The organism is Streptomyces sp. NPDC017979 (assembly GCF_044328175.1).
GTDB lineage: Bacteria > Actinomycetota > Actinomycetes > Streptomycetales > Streptomycetaceae > Streptomyces.
The window spans coordinates 465,372-487,957 of sequence record NZ_JBIRGU010000004.1 but is presented as its reverse complement, the minus strand read 5'-3'; the positions used below and the strand labels follow the sequence as shown (position 1 = coordinate 487,957).

Annotated in this window: 13 protein-coding genes; 9 read left to right on the top strand and 4 right to left on the bottom strand. The window is 74.5% G+C overall.

Going from position 1 to position 22,586, the window contains the following annotated elements; all coding sequences use genetic code 11:
- Positions 1–17: 17 nt before the first annotated feature.
- The 6 genes from ACH4E8_RS15055 (at position 18) to ACH4E8_RS15030 (ending at position 13,009) form a co-directional block, all read left to right on the top strand.
- Entirely contained in the window at positions 18–968 is a 951-nt protein-coding gene (locus ACH4E8_RS15055; RefSeq protein ID WP_398448082.1) for an ABC transporter permease, read from the top strand.
- A 14-nt stretch (positions 969–982) separates the two neighbouring features.
- Positions 983–1,996 carry an ABC transporter ATP-binding protein gene (locus ACH4E8_RS15050; RefSeq protein WP_398448080.1) on the top strand — a complete coding sequence of 338 codons (1,014 nt, stop codon included), beginning with the start codon at positions 983–985 and terminating at the stop codon, positions 1,994–1,996.
- Positions 1,993–3,015: an oligopeptide/dipeptide ABC transporter ATP-binding protein gene (locus ACH4E8_RS15045; protein ID WP_398448078.1), complete on the top strand. Its 1,023-nt coding sequence runs from the start codon at positions 1,993–1,995 to the stop codon at positions 3,013–3,015. The genes ACH4E8_RS15050 and ACH4E8_RS15045 overlap by 4 nt, the downstream gene beginning before the upstream one ends.
- Positions 3,012–4,496 carry an aldehyde dehydrogenase gene (locus tag ACH4E8_RS15040; protein WP_398448076.1) on the top strand — a complete coding sequence of 495 codons (1,485 nt, stop codon included), beginning with the start codon at positions 3,012–3,014 and terminating at the stop codon, positions 4,494–4,496. The genes ACH4E8_RS15045 and ACH4E8_RS15040 overlap by 4 nt, the downstream gene beginning before the upstream one ends.
- A gap of 44 nt (positions 4,497–4,540) precedes the next feature.
- On the top strand, positions 4,541–4,828 hold the full coding sequence (locus ACH4E8_RS15035) for a muconolactone Delta-isomerase (protein WP_398448074.1): 288 nt from the start codon (positions 4,541–4,543) through the stop codon (positions 4,826–4,828).
- A 105-nt stretch (positions 4,829–4,933) separates the two neighbouring features.
- Entirely contained in the window at positions 4,934–13,009 is an 8,076-nt protein-coding gene (locus ACH4E8_RS15030) for a type I polyketide synthase (protein ID WP_398448072.1), read from the top strand.
- Between the two features lie 18 nt (positions 13,010–13,027).
- Here the strand turns inward: ACH4E8_RS15030 and ACH4E8_RS15025 are convergent, their stop codons facing one another.
- Positions 13,028–14,335 (bottom strand): MFS transporter, encoded by a 1,308-nt coding sequence (locus ACH4E8_RS15025; protein ID WP_398448070.1) that lies wholly within the window; start codon positions 14,333–14,335, stop codon positions 13,028–13,030.
- Positions 14,336–14,548: 213 nt separating this feature from the next.
- Positions 14,549–16,297, bottom strand: coding sequence for a hypothetical protein (locus ACH4E8_RS15020; protein ID WP_398448068.1), 1,749 nt, complete (start codon positions 16,295–16,297; stop codon positions 14,549–14,551).
- 122 nt (positions 16,298–16,419) lie between these two features.
- On the opposite strand from ACH4E8_RS15020, the gene ACH4E8_RS15015 reads away from it, so the two are divergent.
- On the top strand, positions 16,420–18,276 hold the full coding sequence (locus ACH4E8_RS15015) for an SMI1/KNR4 family protein (RefSeq protein ID WP_398448066.1): 1,857 nt from the start codon (positions 16,420–16,422) through the stop codon (positions 18,274–18,276).
- Positions 18,277–18,442: 166 nt separating this feature from the next.
- On the top strand, positions 18,443–19,651 hold the full coding sequence (locus ACH4E8_RS15010; RefSeq protein WP_398448064.1) for an MFS transporter: 1,209 nt from the start codon (positions 18,443–18,445) through the stop codon (positions 19,649–19,651).
- A gap of 104 nt (positions 19,652–19,755) precedes the next feature.
- Here the strand turns inward: ACH4E8_RS15010 and ACH4E8_RS15005 are convergent, their stop codons facing one another.
- Positions 19,756–20,046 carry a hypothetical protein gene (locus ACH4E8_RS15005; RefSeq protein WP_398448062.1) on the bottom strand — a complete coding sequence of 97 codons (291 nt, stop codon included), beginning with the start codon at positions 20,044–20,046 and terminating at the stop codon, positions 19,756–19,758.
- 65 nt (positions 20,047–20,111) lie between these two features.
- Complete coding sequence (locus ACH4E8_RS15000) at positions 20,112–20,429, bottom strand: hypothetical protein (protein ID WP_398448060.1); 318 nt, start codon at positions 20,427–20,429, stop codon at positions 20,112–20,114.
- Positions 20,430–20,605: 176 nt separating this feature from the next.
- On the opposite strand from ACH4E8_RS15000, the gene ACH4E8_RS14995 reads away from it, so the two are divergent.
- Positions 20,606–22,045, top strand: a complete 1,440-nt coding sequence (locus ACH4E8_RS14995; RefSeq protein ID WP_398448058.1) for a helix-turn-helix domain-containing protein — start codon at positions 20,606–20,608, stop codon at positions 22,043–22,045.
- The last annotated feature ends 541 nt before the right edge of the window (positions 22,046–22,586 follow it).

The following is a 22,586-nucleotide window of genomic DNA, read 5'->3' as shown; positions in this document are numbered from 1 at the left end:
AGTCCAGGAGACGCGCCATGCTGACCTTCACCCTGCGCCGGGCGCTCCAGATGATCCCCGTCGTCCTCGGGGTGACCGTCGCCACCTTCGGGCTCGGCCAGATCATCCCCGGCGACCAGGCGACCGCCCTGCTCGGCCCCACCTCCACCGAGGAGGACCGGCAAGCCCTCCGGGCGGACCTCGGCCTCGACGAACCCGCCATCTCCCGCTACTTCACCTACCTCGGCAACCTCCTCGGCGGCGACCTCGGACGCTCCCTGTCCTTCGGCCGGCCCGTCTCCGAGGTGCTCTCCGACCGGCTGCTCAACACCGCGCTGCTCTCCGGCACCGCGATCGTCCTCGCCACCGTCGCCGGCGTGGCGATCGGCACCTGGGCCGCCATGAAGCCGGGCTCGCTGCGGGACCGCGGACTCAACGTCCTCGTCCTCTTCTTCAACTCCGTGCCCTCGTTCTGGTTCGGCCTGGTGTTGATCGTCGTCTTCGCACTCCAACTGCGGATGCTCCCCGCCACCGGCATGACCTCCATCGGCGGCGGCGGAGGAGTCCTCGACGTCGCCGCCCACCTGGTGCTGCCGGTGATCACCCTGGCGGCCTGGTCCCTCGCGGTGATCGCCCGGATGACCCGCTCCGCGGTGCTGGAGGTGATCGGCAACGACTACGTGCGCACCGCCCGCTCCCGCGGCGTCGGCGAGTTCCGCGTCATCACCCGGCACGTCCTGCCCAACGCGATGCCCGCCGTGATCACCGTCATCGGACTCCAGGCCGGCTTCCTGCTCAGCGGCGCGGTGCTCACCGAGACCGTCTTCTCCTGGCCCGGCCTCGGCCTCGCGCTCCACCAGGCCGTTTCCACCCGGGACATCCCCCTCGTCCAGGGCGGAATCCTGATGATCGCCGTCGCCTTCGTCCTCATCAACTTCCTGGTGGACGTCCTCCAGGCGTACTTCAACCCCAAGATCAAGCTGGCCTAGGGAGAGGCACCGACGTGTCCGTCCTCGAAGTGGAACACCTCCAAGTCGCCTACCGCGACCGCACCGGCGCCGACCCGGTGCAGACCGTCAGGGACGTCTCCTTCCGCGTCGCCGAAGGCGGGTCCCTCGGCATCGTCGGAGAGTCCGGCTGCGGCAAGAGCCAGACCGTGCTGGCCGTCCTCGGACTCCTCGGCCAGCAGGGCGCCGAAGTGTCCGGCCGCATCCGCTTCGACGGCCGCGACCTCACCGGCCTCGCCCCGAAGCAACTGCGCGAGGTACGGGGCAGCGGCATCGCCCTGGTCTCCCAGGACGCCCTGTCCGCCCTCAACCCCGCGATGACCATCGGCCGTCAGATGGCCGAACCCCTGATCCGGTACGACGGGTACGGCCGCCGCGCCGCCGTCGCACGCTGCGCGGAACTCCTCGACCTCGTCGGCATCCCCGGTCCGCGCGAACGCCTGCGCAGCCACCCCCACCAACTCTCCGGCGGGATGCGCCAACGCGTCCTCATCGCCATGGCCGTCAGCCGCGAGCCCCGCCTCCTGATCGCCGACGAACCCACCACCGCCCTGGACGTCACCATCCAGTCCCAGGTCCTCGCACTCATCGACCGACTGCGCCGCGAACTGCGCACCGCACTCGTCCTGATCACCCACGACCTGGGCGTCGTCGCCGGGGTCACCGACCACATCGCCGTCATGTACGGCGGCCGGATCGTGGAGTCCGCCCGCACCACCGAACTCTTCGACCGCCCTGCCCATCCCTACACCCGCGCCCTGATGGCCGCCGTCCCCCGGATGGACCGCCAGGTGGACCGGCTGCCCGCCATCCCCGGCTTCCCGCCCCACCCCGCGTCCCCGCCGCCCGGCTGCGCCTTCCAGCCGCGGTGCGGCCAGGCGCGCCCCGACTGCGCCGACTCCGTACCCGAACTCGTCGCCCCGCCCGGCGCCCACTCCACGCACGAGGTCCGCTGCCCCTACCCCGCGCCCGCCGCCGGCGAGCCGCACCCCGCAGGAGCACCCGCATGAGCACCGCCGCGCCGCCCGCCGCCGTCACCGTCGAGGAGTTGGAGGTCCGCTTCCCCGTCCGCACCGGAGTGCTGCGCCGCACCACCGGCACCGTGCGCGCCGTGGACGGCGTCTCCTTCACGGTCCCCGCCCGCAGCATCGTCGCGATCGTCGGCGAGAGCGGCAGCGGCAAGACCACCACCGGACGCGCCCTGGTCGGCCTCTCCCCGGTCGCCGCGGGCCGCGTCCTCATCGAGGGCCGCCCCCTCGCCGAGCTGCGCGCCGACAAGTCCCTGCCCCGTACGGTCCAGATCGTCCACCAGGACCCGTACGCCAGCCTCAACCCGCGGATGACCATCGGCGCCACGGTCCGCGAGGTCGTCCACGTCCACCGCACCGTCCCCCGGGACCAGACCGCGGCCCGCGCCGTCGAACTGCTCGGTCACGTCGGACTCGCACCCGAACTCGCCGACCGCCATCCGCACGAACTCTCCGGCGGGCAGCGCCAGCGGGCCGCCATCGCCCGCGCCCTCGCCGTCGAACCCCGCATCGTCGTCTGCGACGAGATCGTCTCCGCCCTCGACGTCAGCGTCCAGGGCCAGATCGTCAACCTCCTCAAGGACCTCTGCCGCGACGGCGACCTCAGCTTCCTCTTCATCTCCCACGACATGAGCGTCGTCCGGCACATCTCGGACCACGTCGTGGTGATGTACGGCGGCCGCGTGATGGAGAGCGGGCCGTGCGCCGAGGTGTTCACCGCACCCCGCCACCCCTACACCCACTCCCTGCTCGCCGCCGTGCCCGTGCCCGACCCCCGGGCGCCCGCGCCCGGCGCGGGGACCCGCATCCGCACCGAACCGCCCGACCCCGCCGACCCGCCGCCCGGTTGCCGATTCCAGCGGGCCTGCCCCTTCGCCACCGACCTCTGCCGCACCGAAGCCCCGCCGCCGACCGACGTAGGGGGCAGCACCGTGGCGTGCCACCACCACGCGGCGCCCGAGGTGCGCACCGCACTGACCGAAAGGACCCCGGCACCATGACCCGAGCCGACAGCCGACCCACCCCGCCCGCACCGGTGTGGACGTCGCACGCCGGCGGGCGCCGGACGCCCGCCGCAGGCACGGCGGTCCCCCTGGTGGACCCCGCGACGGGCGAGACCTGGGGCACCGCGTACCAGGACCCCGCCGCCGTCGACACCGCCGTCGCCGCCGCCCGCACCGCGCTCCGCGCGCCGTCCTGGGGCGGGCTGCCCCAGCACGCCCGCGCCGACCTGCTCCACCGCCTCGGTGACGTGCTCGCCGACCACCGGGACGAACTCGCCGCCCTGGAGACCCTCGCCAACGGCAAGCCGCTGACCGCCACGCGCGCCGAGGTGTCCGCCCTCGCCCGCTGGTACCGCTACTACGCGGGCGTCGCCGAGACCCTGGAGGACCGCGCCCGCACCCTCAGCGCCACGGCGCACGCGGTGATCCGGCAGGAGCCGCTGGGCGTCGTCGCGGCGCTGACCCCGTTCAACGGCGCGCTCTCCCTCGGGTCCTGGAAGCTCGCCCCCGCCCTCGCCGCCGGCAACACCGTCGTCCTCAAACCCCCGCCGCAGGCCCCCGCGTCCTCCGTCCGCCTCGCCGAACTCGCCCTGGAGGCGGGCCTGCCGCCCGGCGTCGTCAACACGGTCATCGGGGGAGCGCAGGAAGCCCGGCTGCTCACCGACCACCCCGACGTCGCGATGGTCACCTTCACCGGCAGCACCGCCGTCGCCCGGGAGCTCGGGGCCCGCGCCGCGGCCCGCATGAAGCGCTACGTCTGCGAGGCCGGCGGCAAGTCCGCGCACCTCGTCTTCGCCGACGCCGACCTCGACGCCGCCGTGACCGCCGCCCGCCAGGGAGCCTTCTCCGCCGCCGGACAGACCTGCGTCGCCGGCTCGCGCATCCTCGTCCAGGCCGAGGTGTACGACGCGTTCCTGGAGCGCTTCGCCGAGGCCGTCGGCGCGCTGCGGGTGGGTGACCCGAGGGACCCGCGCACCCAGGTCGGCCCCCTCGCGTCGGCCGCGGCGCTCGCCCGGGTCGAGGGGTACGTCGACGGCGCGGTGCGCGACGGCGCCCGTGCCGTGGCCGGCGGCCGCCGGCCCGACGTCGAAGGCGGCTTCTGGTACCTGCCGACGGTCCTCGCCGGCGTACGGACCGACATGGCCGTCTGCCGCGAAGAGGTCTTCGGCCCCGTCGCCACCGTCCAGCCCTTCACCACCGAGGAGGAGGCCGTGGCGCTCGCCAACTCCCTGGAGTACGGCCTCGCCGCCGGCCTGTGGACGCGGGACGCGGCCCGCGCCCACCGGTTGGCCGGACGGCTCGACGCCGGCGTCGTGTGGGTCAACACCTACCGACTGCTGCACTGGTCCGTGCCGTTCGGCGGCCACAAGCAGTCCGGCATCGGCCGGGAGAACGGCGTCGAGGCCGTCCACGAGTTCCTCCAGACCAAGTCGGTCGTCACCGAGCACGGCACCCCCGCCGACCCCTTCGGCGACTGACCGACCACCCCCGCCGAGCCATCCACCCCTGCCGAGAGGACGCCATGGAATTCCTCGTCAACATCCACATCGTCTGGCCCCACGACATGGACCCCGCCCACAAGGACGCCGTCTCCACCGCCGAGCGCCGCCGGGCCGCCGAACTCGCCGAAGCCGGCCACCTCGTCCGCATGTGGCGGGTGCCCGGCCGCACCGAGAACTGGGGGCTGTGGCGCGTGGCCGACGCCACCGAGCTGCACGCGATCATCTCCTCGCTGCCGGTGTGGCCCTGGATGGACGTGACCGTGCACGCCCTCGCCCAACACCCGGTGGACCCGCTCTCCGCCACCTGACGTCAACAAGTGCGCACCTTGGGGATGCTGCGCCCACCCGGCTCCAACTCGTGCTGACCCTATAGTCGTTGAGCATCGGGTCCGGGGAGTGCAAAAGGGGTGCGCATGACGGAGGTTCACGCGGAGCTGGTCCGTCCGTTGGCCGAGGCGTTGAGGCTGCACGCCGCCCGCGCGGCGCGCGGGACCGCGTTCAGCGCCGGTCAGCACAAGGTGACGTGGGCCGAGTTGGAACGTCGTACGGCCCGCGTCGCCGGCCATCTGGCGCGGCTCGGGATCCGCCGCGGGGACCGGGTGCTGCTCTACCTGCCCAGCCGGCTGGAGATGGTGGAGGGCTCCCTCGCCGCCCTGCGGGCCGGCGCCGTCGGCGTGCCGCTGGACCCGAAGGCCGCCGACGACGAACTCGCCCACGTCCTCGCCGACAGCGGCGCCGTCGCGGCCGTCGCCGAGGCGCCGCTCCTCGCCCGGCTGACGCGGGCGGCGAGCGGCCGGACCCCGCTGCGGGCCGGCGTGGTCGTGGGCCCCGCGGCACCGCCGGGCGAGCAACCCGTCCAGCAGGTGCCGTACGAAGAACTCGCCGCGACCGACGCCCCCGAGCCGCCGCGCGACGACCTCGGACTCGACGAGCCCGCGTGGATCCTCTACACCTCCGGCACCACCGGCACCCGCAAGGGCGCCGTGACGACCCAGCGGGCCCTGCTGTGGTCCACCGCCGCCGCCTACGCACCGCTGCTCGGCATGTCCGAACGGGACCGGCTGCTGTGGCCGCTCCCGCTGCACCACGCCTACGCCCAGTCGCTGTGCCTCGTCGCGGTCGTCGCCACCGGCGCGAGCGCCCACCTCCTGGACCGCGGCGTGGACGTCGAGCAGGCCCTGCGGCGACAGCCGCCGGACGAGCCCTTCACGATGCTGGCCGGCGTCCCGGCCACGTACCACCTGCTGGTCGGCGCGGTGCGCGACACCCCGCCGCTCCCCGGCGGGCTGCGGGTCTGCCTGACCGGGGGAGCGCCCTGCCCCGCCGAACTCCTCGCCGCGACCGAAGAGTTGCTGGGCGCACCGCTGCTGGACGGCTACGGCTCCACCGAGACCAGCGGCAAGATCACCCTCGCCCTGCCCGGCGCACCGGGCCCGGACCGGGTGCCGCGGCCGCTGCCCGGCATGGACGTCAAGCTCACCCACCCGGTCTCCGGGGACGCCGTTGCCGACGGCGACGAGGGCGAGATCTGGGTGCGCGGCCCCGGCCTGATGACCGGCTACCACGGCCGCCCCGACGCCACGGCACAGGTCCTGCGGGACGGCTGGTACCGCACCGGCGACCTCGGCCACCGCACCCCGGACCGCGGGCTGCGGGTCACCGGCCGCGCGGTCGACCTGATCATCCGCGGCGGCCAGAACGTCAACCCGGTGGAAGTGGAGCAGGCGTTGCTGTCCTGTCCCGGCGTCGCGGACGCGGCCGTCGTCGGCCGCCGCCACGACGTCCTGGGGGAGGTCCCGGTGGCGTTCGTCGTCCCCGGCCCGCAGGGCGTCGACCTGGCGGAGTTGCGGGCCGAGTGCCGGCGGCGGCTGTCCGCGTTCAAGGTGCCGGACGAGTTCCGGACGAGCGGACCCCTGCCCCGCACCTCGTCCGGCAAGGTCCGGCGGACCGTCCTCGCCGCCCGGCTCGTCGACGCCCTCGCGCAGGACCGCGCGCACGCCAGCGCCGAACTGCGCGCCGGGCTGCTGGCCTCGTCCGCCCCCGAACGGCGGCGCGCGCTGCTGCGGCTCGTCCTCGACGCCATGCCCACGGCCGACGACGCAGGGGGCGGCGACCCCGGGCAGACCTTCGCCGACCGGGGGCTCGGCTCCCTCCAGGGCGTACTGCTGCGCGACCGGCTCGCCGCGGCCACCGGTCTCGAACTGCCCCCGACCCTGGTCTTCGACCGGCCGACCCCGGACGCCGTGGCCGACTTCGTGCACGACGCGCTGTTCGGCGCCCCGGAGTCGGCGGCCCGCCCGGCCGACGGCCGCGGGCCCGCCCGGGTGCCCGACGAACCGGTGGCCGTGGTCGCGATGGCCTGCCGCTTCCCGGGCCCCGTGGACGACGTCCGCACGCCGGAGGAGCTGTGGCGGCTGCTCGCCGACGGCGCCGACGCCACCTCCGGCTTCCCCGCCGACCGGGGCTGGGACCTGGCCGCCCTGTACGACCCCGACCCCGACCGGCCGGGCACGTCGACCACCCGGCGCGGCGGATTCCTGCGCCGGGCCGCCGACTTCGACGCGGCCTTCTTCGGCATGTCGCCCCGGGAGGCGCGGGCCACCGACCCCCAGCAGCGGCTGCTGCTGGAGACCGCGTGGGAGGTGGTGGAGCGGGCCGGGATCGCCCCCACCGACCTGCGCGGCAGCGACACCGGCGTCTTCGTCGGAGTGATGCACGCCGACTACGCCGGCCGCCTGCTGCACCGCGGCGGCCACGAGCAGGAGGCCCACCTCGCCCTCGGCTCGGCCGGCAGCGTGGCGTCCGGACGCATCTCCTACACCCTCGGCCTGGAGGGGCCCGCGGTGACCGTGGACACCGCCTGCTCCTCGTCGCTGGTGGCGATGGACTGGGCGGCGCGGGCGCTGCGCTCCGGGCAGTGCTCCCTAGCGGTGGCCGGCGGCGCCACCGTCATGGCCAGCCCGGCGCCGTTCGTCGCGTTCAGCCGGCTGCGCGGGCTCGCCCCGGACGGCCGCTGCAAGCCGTTCTCCGCCGCCGCCGACGGCACCGCCTGGGGCGAGGGCATCGGACTGGTGCTGCTGGAACGGCTGTCCGACGCACGGCGCAACGGACATCCGGTGCTCGCCGTGCTCCGCGGCTCCGCCGTCAACGGGGACGGCGCGTCCAACGGCCTGACGGCGCCCAGCGGATCCGCCCAGGAACGACTGATCGGCCAGGCCCTGGCCGCCGCCGGACTCACCCCCGCCGACATCGACGCGGTGGAGGCCCACGGCACCGGAACCCCGCTCGGCGACCCCATCGAAGCGCGGGCGCTGCTCGCCGCCTACGGGCCCGAACGCCCGGCCGACCGGCCCCTGTGGCTCGGCTCCCTCAAGTCCAACCTGGGCCACACCCAGGCCGCGGCCGGTGTCGCCGGAGTCATCAAGACCGTGCTCGCGATGCGGCACGGCGTACTGCCGCGCACGCTCCACCTGGACGAGCCGTCCCCCGGCGTCGACTGGGCCTCGGGCGCGCTCAGGCCGCTGACCCGCCCGCAGCCGTGGCACCCCGCCCCCGGGCAGCCGCGGCGCGCCGCGGTGTCCGCCTTCGGCATCGGCGGCACCAATGCGCACGTGATCCTGGAGCAAGCCGACGCGGAGCCTGCCGCAGTGGAGGCAGCCGACGCGGAACCCGTCGCAGGTGTCGCAGGTGCGGACGGTGAGCGCCGGCCGGCCGCCGCGCAACTACCGCTCCTGCTGTCCGGCGCCGACGAAGCCGCCCTGCGCGCCCAGGCCCGGCGCACCGCCGCCTTCCTCCGGGAGCGACCCGAACAACCCCTCGGTGACGTGGTGTTCACCGCCGCCACCACCCGCGCCGCCCTCCGCCACCGGGCGGCGGTGCCCGCGGACGACCGCGCCGCCCTGCTCGACGAACTGGACCGGCTGGCCGCCGGGGCGACGACCCCCGCCCCGATCCACGCGGCCCCGCGACTGGCCCTGCTCTTCACCGGCCAGGGCTCCCTGCGCCCCGGCCTCGGCCGCGAACTGCACGCCGCCCACCCCGTCTTCGCCGACGCCTTCGACGCGCTGTGCGCACGGTTCGACGCCGTCGGCGCGGGGGACCGGCCGCTGCGCGCGAGCCTGTGGCCCGAGCCGGGCCACGACGTCGACGCGCTGGAGCGCACCGACGTCGCACAGGCCGGCCTGTTCGCCTTCGAGGTCGCCCTGTTCGAACTGCTCGCCTCCTGGGGCGTGCGGCCCGACGTGCTGGCCGGCCACTCGGTCGGCGAACTCGCGGCAGCGCACGCGGCGGGCGTCCTCACGGAGGACGACGCCGTCGAACTGGTCGCAGCGCGCGGTCGGTTGATGCAGGACCTGCCGGCCGACGGCGCCATGGTGGTCGTGGCCGCCACCGAGGACGAGGTGACGGCGGAACTCGCGCGGACCCCCGCGGCCGCCGGACCGGTCGCGATCGCCGCGGTGAACGGCCCGCGGTCCGTCGTCGTCTCCGGGGCGGAGCCCGCTGTGGTGGCCGTGGCACGGAACCTCGCCGCCCGCGGCCACCGCACCGAACGCCTGGGCACCCGGCACGCCTTCCACTCCCCGCTCGTCGAACCCGCGCTCGCCGGGTTCGCCGCCGCCGCATCGCGCGTCACCTTCCACGAACCCCGCATCCCGCTCGTCTCCACCCTCACCGGACGCCCCGCCACCGGGGACGACCTGCGCTCGGCCGACTACTGGGTCCGCCACGCCCGCCGGCCGGTGCGCTTCGCCGACGCCGTACGCCACCTCGCGGACGGGGCCGGCGTGAGCGCGTTCGTCGAAGTCGGCCCCGCAGCCCACCTCACCTCGGCCGCGCTGAGCACCGTCGGGGAGCCCGGGGACCGGGTGTTCACCGCGACGACCCGGCGCGGCCACCCCGAGCCCCGCACCCTCCTGACGGCCCTCGCCCGGCTGCACGTGCACGGCCTCCCCGTCGACTGGGCGGCCGTCCACCGGGGCCGATCGGGCCCGCCCGCCCGACGGATCGACCTGCCCACCTACCCCTTCCAGCGCGAACGCCACTGGCTGACCGCGCCCCCCGCCACCGCCACGGGCCCCGCCGACCCGACCGCGCACCACACCGGCCACCACCCCGTGCTGACCACGACGACGAGCCTTCCGGACACCGACCGGCTGCTGAGCACCGGTCGGCTGTCAACGGCCGGACAGCCCTGGCTGCGCGACCACGTCGTGCACGGCCGGGTGTTGGTGCCCGCCACCGCGCTCGCCGACCTCGCACTCACCACCGGCGCCGGCTGCGACCTGACGGAGTTGGCTGAGCTCACCCTGCTCCACCCGCTGCACCTGCCCGACCCCGAGGGACACGTCGAGGTGCAGGTGGCGCTCGGCGCCCCGGACCCCGCCGGCCGCAGGACCGTCGACCTGCACGCCCGCCCCGGTGACGACGGCCCCCTCGGCACGTGGACCCACCACGCCACCGGACTCCTCGGCCCGTCGACCGCCGACCCCGACCGGGCCCCCGGCGACGAAGACAGTTGGCCGCCGGCCGGCGCCGAGCCCGTCGACCTGACCGGGGCGTACGAGCGCCTGGCGGCCGCGGGCCACGCGTACGGCCCGGCGTTCCGCTGCGTACGGGCCCTGTGGCGGCACGGCGACGAACTGCTCGCCGACGTACGCCTCCCCGACGACACCGGGCCCGATGCGCACCGCTACGACCTGCACCCCGCACTGTTCGACGCCGCCCTGCACGCCTCGCTGCTGCTCCCCGCCGAACCGGGACGGCCGGGCGGGACCGGCCGGCTGCCGTTCGCCCTGCGGGGCGTCGGCAGACACACCGCGGGAGCCACCGCCGTACGGGTCAGGCTGCGCCCCACCGGCGACCACACCGTCACGGCGGAGCTCAGCGATCCGGCCGGGCGGCCCGTGCTGCGCATGGCGGAGTTGACCACCCGGCCGGTGGGCGACGCCGGCGCGACCGCGCGGCCGGAGCCGCTGTACCGCCCGCACTGGAAGCCCGTCGACCTGTCCCCCTCGACCCCGCCCGGCTGGCAGGTGGGCACGCCGGACGACCTCGGCCTCGCGACGGGACTTCCCGCAGCCGGCCCGGCGGACCCCGGGGCGTCCGCCACCACGCTCGTCGTCTCCCTGGCCCCGCCCGCCCCCACCGCTGACCAGCCGGCCGCAGTCCACGACCTGGTCACCCGCGCACTGGAGCTGCTGCGCGGCCGACTGCCCGCCCTGACCCCGGGAACGCGTCTGGTCCTGGTGACCCGCGGCGCCACCGGAAAGAACCCGGAGCTGCCGGCCGCCGCCGTCTGGGGCCTGGCGCGCACCGCCCAGTCCGAATACCCCGGCCGCCTCACCCTCGTCGACGTCGACGACCACCCGGATTCCCTGCGCCGGCTGCCGGCCGCCCTCGCGAGCGACGAACCCCAACTCGCCGTCCGCGCCGGCAGGGTGCACGTGCCACGGCTGACCCGCCCGGCGCCGGCCGAGCCCGCCCCCGGAGGCGCGTTCCCGACCGACGGCACCGTGCTCATCACCGGCGGTACGGGGGCACTCGGCGCCCTGCTCGCCGGTCATCTGGCCGAGCACCACGGCGTACGGCGCCTGCTGCTCACCAGCCGCAGCGGCCCAAACGCCCCCGGCGCAGAGGAGTTGCGGGAACGCATCGAGCGGGCCGGCGCCCGGGTCGACGTGGTCGCCTGCGACGCCGCCGACCGCTCCGCACTGGCCCGGCTGATCGCCGAGCGCGGCGCCGACCTGACCGCGGTGGTGCACACGGCGGGTGTGCTCGACGACGGCGTGCTGGAGGGCCAGACGCCCGAGCGCATCGCGGCCGTGCTGCACCCGAAGGCGGACGCGGCGTGGCACCTGCACGAGTTGACGCAGGACCTGCCCCTGTCCCGCTTCGTGCTCTTCTCCTCGGCGGCGGGCCTGCTCGGCAACCCCGGCCAGGCCGGCTACGCCGCCGCGAACTCCTTCCTCGACGCCCTCGCGCTGCACCGCACGGCCCGGGGGCTGCCCGCGCTCTCGCTGGCGTGGGGACCGTGGGCATCACCCGGGACGGGCGGCGAGGGCATGGCCGTCCGCACCGGCCGGACGCGCGACGGCGTGCTCCGGGCCGTCACCGCTGACGAGGGACTGGCGCTGTTCGGCGCCGCCCTCGCCGCGGGCGAGCCCGTCCTCGCGCCGCTGCCGCTGGACCCGGCGGCGTCCCGGCCGCGCCGCCCCGTCCCGCCGCCCCTGCGGGACGTCATCCCACCGCCGGTCGATGCCGGCACCCGCTCCGACGCCACCGAACCGGCCCCGGACGAGACGCCCGGCGCCTGGCACGTACGACTGGCGCAACTGCCCGCCGCCGACCGCGCCCCCGCCCTGCTCGCCCTGGTCCGCACGGTCGTCGCCGACGTGCTCGGACACGGCGGAGCCGCCGCCGTCACGCCCGACCGGGCCCTCGGCGAACTCGGCCTCGACTCCCTGGCCGCCGTGCAACTGCGCAACAGGCTCGCCCTGCTCACCGGCCTCGACCTGCCGCCCACCCTCACCTTCGACCTGCCCACCTGCCAACGGCTGACGGACCATCTGCTCAGCCGGCTCGCCGAGACACCGCCACCGCGGGCCGGAGCCGCCGCCGAAGCGGCACGCCCCGCGGCGACCCGGCCCCCGCAGACCCTTGCCTCCCTCTACCGCCGGGTGTGCGCGACGGGCGACGTCGTCTCGGCGATGCACCTGCTCGTGACCGCCTCCCTGGCGTTCCCCGGCTTCGGCCCCGAGGACGCCGCCGCACACGCCGTCGACCCGCTCCACCTGGCCAAGGGCGCCCCGGACCGGCCGCCGCTGGTGTGCTTCCCCGGCTTCTCCCCGACCCTCGGCAGGCCCTGGTACGCCGCGCTCGCCCGCCACTTCGAGGACGACCGGGACGTACTGGAAGTGCGGCACCCGGGGATCGCGTCCGGAGACGCGGCCCCGCGCGACTGGTCGACCCTGGTGGACCTGCACGCGGCCACCCTGCGCGAACGGCTGGAGGGGCGCCGCCCCGTCCTGGTCGGCTGGTCCATGGGCGGCTGCCCGGCCCATGCGGTCGCCGCCCGGCTCGCGGCCACCGGCACGCCGCCCGCCGGCCTGGTCCTCCTCGACAGCTACCACGTGACCCCCGAACGGGAGGACGAGCCGTGGCTGCTCGCCCTGCCCGCCCGGATGGCCCTCGCCATGGGAACCGAGTTCGACACCGCGGTGGACGACGCGGCCCTGACCTCGTTCGGCTCCTACACCCAGATGCTCCGCGGCTGGCGCCCCGAACCCCTGAAGGTCCCGGTTCTGTTGGTCCGCGCCGCGGACCGCCCGTCGGATGCGGACACGGGCCGTAAGGGCCGGGCGCCCTGGCCCGGCCCTTACGACACCGCGGAGGTCCCGGGCGACCACTGGACCATCGTCGAGGACCACGCCGCGACCACCGCCCGAACCGTCCGGAACTGGGCTGACGGGCTCCTGGAGCACACCGACTGACGTGCGGAGCCGCGTCGGTCACTTGCTGACGGACACCCGCCGCGCCGTGTCCCGCGCCTGCTGCTGCGCGGACTCAAGCGGGGCGTCGGAGTCGGCGACCGCACGACGCGGCCGGCGCAGGACGGTCGCCGCGGACGACACGACCGGGATCGCGGCCAGCGCGAAGCACACCGCCAGCGGCAGCCGCCCCACCAGGAGCCCGACGGCGGCCGTCGCCCCCGCCGAACCGGCGTTGAACGAGGTGTTGACCCACGCCCCCGCCTGGGTGCGGGTGGCCGGGGTGGAGCACTCGTCGGCGATCAGATAGGCGGTGGTGATGGCCGGGGCGATGAACAGCCCGCCGAGCGCCGCCCACGCGATGAGCACGTACGGGTGCGGGGACAGCCCCGCCGCGGCCAGGGTCAGCCCCAGGGCCCCCGCGACGAACGCCAGCCGCAGCCGGCTGGAGGCGCGCCAGGAGACCGCGCCGTAGATCAAGCCGCCGACGGCGCTGCCGCCGCACAGCGCGGCCAGGATCCAGGCGACCGCAGCGGGCTCGTGATGGGCGTCGGCGAACGCGATCACCAACAGCTCGAACGCGCCCAGGCAGATGCCCACGGTGGCGGAGACGACGATCGCCTGTCGCAGCCCGGGGTCGGTCAACAGCAGCCGCCGGCGCGACGCGCCGGAATCCCCGTCGGAAGCCGCCGTGCCGGCCGTGGCCTCAGTGGCTCCCTCGCCTACCAAGGCTTCCTTGGCATCCTTGCGGCCGACCCAACTGCGAACGGCCGGCGACGAGACCATGGTGACCGTGCCGATCAGCACCAACGCGGCGCTCACCCCGAGCCCGATCGACGCGGCGGACACCTGCACCAGCAGCCCGACCAGCAACGGCCCGACGACGAAGAGGAGTTCCTCAGCGACCGCGTCGAGGCTGTACGCGCGCTGCACCATCCGCCGGTCCGGCAGCAGGTTGCTCCACACCGTCCGCATCACCGGCCCCAGCGGCGGCGTGCACGCCCCCGCCGGCAACGCCAGGATCCCGAGCAGGACGCCCGAAGCGCCCGACCACGAGGTGGCGAACGCCAGCGCGGTCAACAAGAGCGAGTAGGCGACCGCCATGGGCAACAGGGCCCGTCGCGGCCCGTACCGGTCGACCAAACCGGCACGCGTGGGCGAGAGGAACACGCTGGTCAGCGCGAACAGCGCCACGACGGTGCCGGCTACGGCATAGGAGTCGGTGGCCTCCTTGACCGCAAGAACCAGCGACAGGGAGATCATTCCGTAGGAGAGTCGGCCCAACAGGGCCGCACCGAACGTGCGGCGGGCGTAGCGGGTGCGCAACACAGCCGCATACGAAGGGGGCGTCGAAGACGAAGACATGGGATGTCCCTCAAAAGACAGCGCCGAACGAGCGGCGCTCAAGGTGTGCTAGGGCAGCGAGAACCGCGCCCCGGCGGGGCGCAGTCGGCACTGACTCCTACACACGGAAGAGGAACATGCGTCGCACCGTAGCAGAGCCACGTCCGGCCGGGCACCCCCCACCCGGCCGGACGCTCCCTAGGACCGGCGGTCGGGGGCGCGCAGGGACGACATGAGGGAGCGCTTCTCCACCAGCCGTACCTGAGGCGCTTCCGCGAGCACCTCGAAGCCCTCCCCGTACCCCTCGGGCAGACCGGGCAACCGCAGCGCTGCGAGCGCCGAGTCCAGCGGTCCTCGCCCGTCGCCCGGGTCGCGCAACGCCGCGGTGACCTGCTTGACGTCCCCCTCGGGGAACGCGGCGACGAGGGCCGTGGCCGTCTCCGTGGCCTCCGCGTGCGGCGGAGCGCCCTCCGCACCCCGCCAGAAGTGCACGGTGACGATCTTCCGCTCGCGCACCAGACTGATCCCGTAGGCGCCGTCGACCCGGGAGACCACCAGCACCGGCCAGGGCTGTGCGGTGCTGAACGTCTTGGCCAGGCGGACGAGATCGCCTTCGCCGAGCAGCGTCCGCCGCAGGCCGGACGGCTTGCCGGTGTTGCCGGTCGACTCCTGGGAGGGCGCGACCTCGACGAGGGTGCACCCTGCACGGACCAGAGGGGCCATGCGGTAGGTGACGCCGGTGAGCGACACCGCGTCCGCGACCTGAGCGATCGGCGCGGGAACGAGGGCCAACTCGCGGCGCGCCCCCGCGGCGGTCTGCCGGGACGTCGGGCCGTCGCCCGCGTCGGGGCCGCCCGCCGAACCGGCTCCGTCCCGCGCTCCCGCCGGCAGGGGGACCGTTCCCCGGAAGAACGGGGTGGCTTGTGCCACTCGCGTCCGGGCCTGCAGCCGGTAGGAGAAGAAGATCGAGGCGCCTTCGCCGGTGTACGCCCACGGGTAGGTCGTCGCGCCGGTGCCGACGGCCCGGAACACGTCCAGGACTTCGGGCGCGGGCCTCTCGTCCCTGATCAACGCCCATGCCAGGTGGTTGCGGACGAGCGCGATCCGCGGCTCGCCCTGGGGACGGGTCGCCGAGAGTTCGAGCGCCGCCGCGATCGCCGCGTCCACCCGGTCCTGGCCGATCGGACCGTAGCGGAGTCCCGGCTCGTCCGGGAGCTCGTCGTCCAGCATCAGCTCCGACAGCGCCACCACCGGCAGCCCGCGCAGCGGGCCGTCGTCCGGGCACTGCGCTGCGGCGCGTTCGGCGAAGGCGAACATCTCCTCGTGCGAGCCGTACCACTTGGCAGCCAGGAACTGCACCGCAACCGCATGCGCGGACCAGTTGTGCGGATCGCGATCCAGCGCCTCGCGCAGATGTTCCTCGAACAGCTCCCGGGGCGCCCCCGAACCGAGGTCGTGCTGGAGGACGACGGCCCACGGCGTGGGGTCCTCGGGATTGAGCTCAACCGCCCGCTCCAGCACCGGCAGCGCGTCCTGGAGCAAGGCGTGGAAGCCCTTGAACTGCTCCAACGCCACCTGAGAGGCACGAGCCGTGGTGCGTACGTCCCACGCCTGAGCGACGGCGAACTCGGCACGGACCAGCGCCAGATCGGGATCCCCCGGTGACTCCTCGTGCCACTCCTCCAGCCAGGCGGGGCTGGTGAGCGCGGTTTCGCCGAGCTCGCGGGACGCCTGGCGGCGCAACCACCAGTCGGCCGTCTCGCGAGCGGCGACCAGCAGCTCCTTCGCAGGCCCGAACGAGCCCTGCCGGGCCATTGCGCACGCCCGCTCGACGCGTGGCTCCAGGGCGTCGAACCGTATTTCGTCGTCCACCGGCAACCCGACGGCGGTCGCGTCGAGATGACGCACCATTCGAGGCAGCGACAGCAGTTGGAACAGTCTTCCCATGCACAGTACCTCTACGTGATGTGTTCAAGTCGCCCACAGATTAGTGCTCGTTGGAGCGGTCCGATGCGGGCCGTGGTCGGTGGCGCGGCGCAGTGTCAGTGGCGGCTGACAGCATCGGACGCATGACGAACACGAAGGAACAGGCGGATACGACCGATGCGACGGGCACAACCGGTGGGGCACCCTTCGACTGGCGGCCGTTCCTGCGCCGATGGAGCGGTGAGTGGGCGGACTCCGTGCTCGCACAGGAGACGGTGCACGAGGACGACGAAGCCGTCGGGCGGGCCAGGTGGTTAGGGTTCCCGCCCGCGTCGGAGGAGCGGATCGTGGCCATGGAACAGCGCCTCGGCGTGCGGATGCCGCCGTCGTACCGGGAGTTCCTCCAGGTGAGCGACGGGTGGCGGCACGCGGGTGGATCCGTGTACCTGCTGGCGGGGACCGCGGAGGCGCGCTGGCACGACAATGAGTCCGGGCTCGCGGACATCTTCGAGGAGCACCTGGACGAGGACTCCGGGCCCGATGAACGCCAGGAGGCGAACCTGTGGCGCCGCGGGCTCCAACTCGACGTCAAGTCCGACATATCCCACGTCCTCATGGACCCCGAGGACGTGGACGAGGACGGCGAGTGGGCCGTGTACACCTGGGCGAGCTGGCGGGCCGCACCGCCCGAGCGGTACGCGAACTTCGCCGAGTTCATGCGGGACATGCACAAGGAGTTCCACAGCCTGCGCTCACGCCCGGGCGACGGGGAGCCGGAGTTCGTCAACGACACGACGCGTGAACTCGACGCCCGGATGGCGCAGGCCCGGCTGGACGCGCTGCGCGGCGACTGGGGCGGGGCCATGGCCGCGTTCGACGAGGCGTTCGAGTACGGCAGGCCGGGGGCCGCCGAGTTGGGCGACCAGATCCGCCGTCTGCTCCGTGAGCCTTGCAGGGGGTACGTCGATGAATCGGCGACCGTCCGGCGGCACGGGCTTGAGATGATGACGGGCCCCGCGGCCCGGATGCGGGTGAGCGCCGACACGTACCGGTACGCCCCGGCCGGCCCCTTCGGGGAAGCGGTCTCGCGGGCGCGGGAGTCGGCGCGCTGGGGGGACACCGACGGGGCGTGGCGGACGTTCATGGCGGCCCTGCCGGCGTGGACGCCGCTGGGCCCGGACGACCTGGCGCCGCTGGGCTGGTTGGCGGATCCCCTGCTCGGGCCCTTGATCACCCCGGAACGGGGGCGCGAACTGCTGGCCATGCCCAGGGGCGGCCAGCCGGGCGAGGCCCCGGAACCGACGGCCGGACTCGACCCGTCCGGCCTGGCGTGGCTCGCCGACCCCGACCAGTACGGCAACCGCAGGCCCTTCCGGTTCGTCCTGGTCGAAGGCGTGCAGCCGCAGGACCTCCCCGGACGCCTCTCGGACGGGGACGCGACGGCGCTCGACGACCCCATGACCTCCGACGAAGCCCGGCACCGACTGTTCGGCGGAGTGGGGGAGTTCTCGTCCTTCGACGACAAGGCCCTCGCGGCGGTCGGCCGGGCCGGGCCGCGCTGGAGCTTCGCCTACGACGGCGACCCCGCGTCCTTCGACGCGCAGCGATTCGTCTCCCCGGCCGCGGAAGCCAGCGCGGGCACCCGCGCGGTGGTGGTGTGGAGCGATCTACGGTCCGACAGCGAGCCGTTCTTCCACCTCTCCGTCGCGCAGAACGGCATCGAGCAGTACGCCTTCACGTACGCGGACGGAAGGGTGCGCCGTACCGGTGCGATACCAGCGGCACTGGACCCGGACCGCTTCTTCGGCTCCGGAGAGGACGTCGTCCAGGCGGAACGGCCGCTCCTGGAAGCGGTGACCGGTGAGTACCACGTCCACTTGCCGCGCCATGCGATCAGGCAGGGGCGACTGCACTGGCTCACCACCCGCTCGTGGACGAGGCCGCCGGCGGACGGGGAGTCGTACGTCGTGGTCAGCATGTGGCGAGGGGGCGTGGGCTGACGGACGGCGCACGGCCACGCGCCCGCGCGCGTCCCGACGGGCACCGGCAGGAATCCGACGTCCACGTCGGCGCCGACCGCGATGTCGGATTCCTGCCGGAGCGCCGCCCCCGTCGTTGCTGCACTGGTGGTCCTCCACCCGACACCACCACAGCAGGACGGAGCCCATGTCCGCGGTCAACACTCCTTCCCCCACCGGCGCCACCAGCGGGTTCGATGCGCTGCCGCCCCCGCCGGCGCGGGGGTCGTGGCCCGCCGTCGTGGCGGTGGCCCTCGGCATCTTCGCCATCGTCACCACGGAGATCCTGCCGATCGGCCTCCTCACCTCCATCGGTGACACCTACGCCGTTTCCGACGGCACGGCCGGCCTGACGATGACGTTGCCGGGCTTCGTCGCCGCGATCGCCGCGCCGCTGGTCACCGTGGCCACGGCCCGGTTCGACCGACGGCGGATGCTGGCGGCCTTCCTCCTGTTGCTGGCGCTCGCCAACTTCCTGGTCGCCGCCGCGCCGAGCTACTGGCTGGTCCTGGTGTCCCGGGTGCTGGTGGGCGTCACGATCGGCGGCTTCTGGTCGGTCGGTGCCGGGCTGGCCGGCCGGTTGGTGCCCGCGCGGACGGCGGGCCGGGCGACGGCGGTCATGTTCGCCGCGGTTCCCGTGGGGTCGGTGCTCGGCGTCCCGCTGGGCACCCTCGTCGGCGACGCCGCGGGCTGGCGCACGGCCTTCGCCGCCATGGGCGGATTCACCCTGGCGGCGTGCGCGATGTTGGTCCGCACGGTGCCCCCGCTGCCCGCATCCGCCACCACGAGGCCGGCCGCCCTGCGCGCCGCGCTGCGCGGACCCGGCGCCGGCGTCGCGCTGGCACTGACGTTCCTCCTGGTGCTGGCCCACTTCGGTGCGTACACCTACGTCACCCCGTTCCTGGAACAGGTCACCCGAGCCGGACCCGAGCTGGTCACCGTCGGTCTGCTCGTCTTCGGCGCCGCGGGCACGGCGGGCACCTTCATCGGCGCTGCCGCCGTGGCGCACAGCCCCCGGGCCGCGTTCGCCGGCGCGGCGGCCCTGCTGTCCCTCGCCACGCTGTCGCTGCCGGCACTGGGAGGTTCGGCGGTCGGCGCGCTGGCCCTGTTGGCCCTGTGGGGCCTTGCGTACGGAGCCGTCCCGGTCTGCTCCAGCGCCTCCTTCGCCCGCGCCGCACCCACCGCGCCGGAGGCGGCGTCCGTGCTGTTCACCGCGTCGTTCCAGGCCACCATCTCGCTCGGAGCGCTGCTCGGCGGAGTCGTCGTGGACCACCGCTCCGTCTCCCTGGCCCTGACGTCCGCCGGGGTCACCGCCGCTGCGGCGGTGCTGGTGGCCTGCTGGAAGCGTTCCGTATGACGGGAGGACCCGTCCGACCTGATCGAGTCGGACGGGTCCTGTTGACCGTTCCACGAGTCGGCTCGTGGAAACGGCGTCAGCGGATGCGGATCAGTGGATGCGGATCAGCGGGTGCACCTGATTCCGGCGTAGCCGTACCACCAGCCGAACCCGGCCCCGTCGGAGTACGAGTAGAGCAGCACGCACTGATCGTTGTTGAACCCGCTGAGCAGGGCGTAGCGACGGGCCTGGGCCTCGGCTTCCCGCTTGGCCTTGCCGGAGCTCTGCTCGTACGAAGAGCCGGTGAACGCCTGCGTCTCCTGGACGCTGACGTCCGCCTGCGCGACGGTCGGCGTGAAGGCGGCGAGGCCCGCGATCGCCAAGGCGACGCCGGTTCGGGCGAGGATCGAGGTCATGTCGGTGTTCCCTTCCTGTTGAACGGCTGGAGTGGCTTGAGTGGCTGGAACGGTGGAAGCGGCGCTCAGCGCTGGCAGAACAGGTTGGCGACCGCGGAGTACAAGCCGCCGCCGACCGACCTGACGCTGGTGGAGTGCACGTAGCACTGGCTCGCCTGCCAGCCGTACCCCTGGGCGATCGTGTAGGTGAACCGGACCGCGCTGTCCACCGCCTGGACCTGCGAGACGCCCATGCCCGTGCCGGTGAACGTCCTCACCTCGGGCACGGCGAGCGTGCTCGCCGAGGCTTCGGCCCCGACCGGAGCCGCTTGGGCGGACGTGACGCCTCCGGCGAGGCACGCCGCGGCGGCAAGTGCCACGGCGGCGACGCGAACCTTCTTCATGAGTCGCTTCCCCCTGCTGAGTGGTCGATGTGACGACCAACAGGTTCGGCAGCGTCGGCGAACGGCCGCAAGCGATCCGCCCTTTGGTGGAACGGTGGAACCATTCCACCCCCATTGACGTGGGAATATCCGACAGGGGTGGAACGCCACCCCGCAACGCCGGGGGGCTTGAACGGTTGAGCACGTCAGATTCGGAGACCGAGGTCTTCGCGCGTCGACTGCGGGAGTTGCGGGAGGCGTCGGGGCACAGCTACGGCACTCTGGCCCGTCGGGTCGGCGTCAGCGCATCCACCCTCCACCGCTACTGCTCCGGTCACATCGTGCCGCTGGAGTTCTCCCCCGTCGAACGGCTGGCGCGGCTGTGCGGCTGCCGCGGCGACGACCTCGTCGCACTGCACCGCCTCTGGGTGCTGGCGGACGGGGAGCGCCGCAGACGTCAGGCGAGTGCAGCTGCCGGGGCGCAGGAGCGGAGCACGGCCGGGAAGCCGGAGCCGGAACCAGGGACGGTGCCGGATCCGGAGCCAGGGGCGGAGCCGGAAGCCGAACCGGGCCACGATGCCGCCCCCGTACCCGTTCCGAAAGAGCAACCGCCAAGCCCGCCGCCGCAGCGGCGTCGCGTCGCCCGCGCCGCCGGACTGGTCGCCGCCGCGACCGTCCTGACCCTCCTCGCCCTGCCGCCGTTCGAACTCGCGCCGTCCTCCTTGGAAGGCCGGGGCGGCCCGGAGCACGTCCCCACCCCGCGGTACGCGGGCGCCGCCGCCCCCTCGGCGTTCGTCGCCGGCCCGACGCCCGGCACGTCCGCCAGGCCCCGCGCGTCCGCTTCCGGCCGGCCGACCGGTGCCTCGGACTCCGGGGGACCGAGCCGTACCGGCTCCCGTACCGCACCCTCGGAGTCCGCAGGGGCCGCCAAGTCCCCGAGCGGTGTCCCGCCGTTCACCTGGAACGTCGACGACCACCTCTGGACGGGCGGCTGCAACCACTCCTACGTCATCGACCGCCCGCCGTCGGCGGTCCCCCCGCCGCCTTCCGTGTCCGACGCCGAGCCGTGGGCCCGCTCCCTGGGCGCGGTGCACGGCGGCGACACCCTGATCAGGCTGACCCTCCAGGGCCGCAGCGAGCAGGCGGTGGTGATCCAGGCGCTCCGGGTCCGGGTGGCAGCCGAGCGCCCCCCGCACCGCGGCAACGTCTACGGGATGGGCATGGGCTGCGGGGGCACGATGACCCCCCGCCTCTTCGACGTCGACCTCGACGCCGCCCGCCCGACGGCCCGTTCCGTACCCGGCAACGACTCCGGCGCGGAGATCCCCGCCGTGTCCCTGCCCTACCGGATCTCGATCCGGGACCCGGAGGTCCTGATGGTCACCGGCCGCACGGTCAGGTGCGACTGCGACTGGTACCTGGAACTGGAGTGGAGCACCAGCGACCGCTCCGGGACCGTGCGGATCGACGACGGCGGAGCGCCGTTCCGGACGAGCGGCATCGAGGGCCGGCCCGCCCATCTGTACGACACCGGCCTCCGGCGCTGGTTCACGCTCCCGGACGAGAACGCGCCCGCCGCGCCCGCCGCCCCCGAGGCTCCTCACCCGTCCGCCCCGACGAGCCCGGACACCCCTTAGGGACGGACGACGCCATGTGTCGGACAACGCCCAGGGCCTGTCCGCGACGGCGTCTTCGGCCTGTCGCGCAGTTCCGCCCGCTACGCCAGGAGGGCGTGCGGCTCCAGGAGCGCGGGGAGCTGCGCGACAAGCCCACCACCGTCCGGAGGAGACCAACGCTCCCGCAGGGCCACGGCGACCCCGTGCCCGCGCCGCACGGCCCGTCCGGCCGCCCTCGATCGATATCGGGCCCGTGATTTCCTCCGGGACATCGACTGTGGTGCGGCGCAACGGCACCGCTTCGCAGTGCCCCGATCCGGCCGTTGCCGTGCCGGTTCCCCCCGCGGTCCACGGCCGGCCATTCCCCTCCCGCTGCGGCCAGGGCCGGTCGGCGAGGGTGAGTTACGGCCAAATCACTTATCCCTCCTGCCACATGAGAACCGAGGGTGCCACGCTTCCCAGTGGCCCCTTAGGTCAACACCCCCACCCGCGCAGCACGGGGACACCCGTGCGCGCTCCCGAGGGGCCACACAGGCACCGGACATCCCGCCGTCGGGCACCT

Bases quoted from the DNA above. Each gene is read 5' to 3' on its own strand.
- ACH4E8_RS15055 (WP_398448082.1), top strand. From the start codon at position 18: ATGCTGACCTTCACCCTGCGCCGGGCGCTCCAGATGATCCCCGTCGTC.
- ACH4E8_RS15045 (WP_398448078.1), top strand. From the start codon at position 1,993: ATGAGCACCGCCGCGCCGCCCGCCGCCGTCACCGTCGAGGAGTTGGAG.
- ACH4E8_RS15040 (WP_398448076.1), top strand. From the start codon at position 3,012: ATGACCCGAGCCGACAGCCGACCCACCCCGCCCGCACCGGTGTGGACG.
- ACH4E8_RS15035 (WP_398448074.1), top strand. From the start codon at position 4,541: ATGGAATTCCTCGTCAACATCCACATCGTCTGGCCCCACGACATGGAC.
- ACH4E8_RS15030 (WP_398448072.1), top strand. From the start codon at position 4,934: ATGACGGAGGTTCACGCGGAGCTGGTCCGTCCGTTGGCCGAGGCGTTG.
- ACH4E8_RS15020 (WP_398448068.1), bottom strand. From the start codon at position 16,297: ATGGGAAGACTGTTCCAACTGCTGTCGCTGCCTCGAATGGTGCGTCAT.
- ACH4E8_RS15015 (WP_398448066.1), top strand. From the start codon at position 16,420: ATGACGAACACGAAGGAACAGGCGGATACGACCGATGCGACGGGCACA.
- ACH4E8_RS15010 (WP_398448064.1), top strand. From the start codon at position 18,443: ATGTCCGCGGTCAACACTCCTTCCCCCACCGGCGCCACCAGCGGGTTC.
- ACH4E8_RS15005 (WP_398448062.1), bottom strand. From the start codon at position 20,046: ATGACCTCGATCCTCGCCCGAACCGGCGTCGCCTTGGCGATCGCGGGC.
- ACH4E8_RS15000 (WP_398448060.1), bottom strand. From the start codon at position 20,429: ATGAAGAAGGTTCGCGTCGCCGCCGTGGCACTTGCCGCCGCGGCGTGC.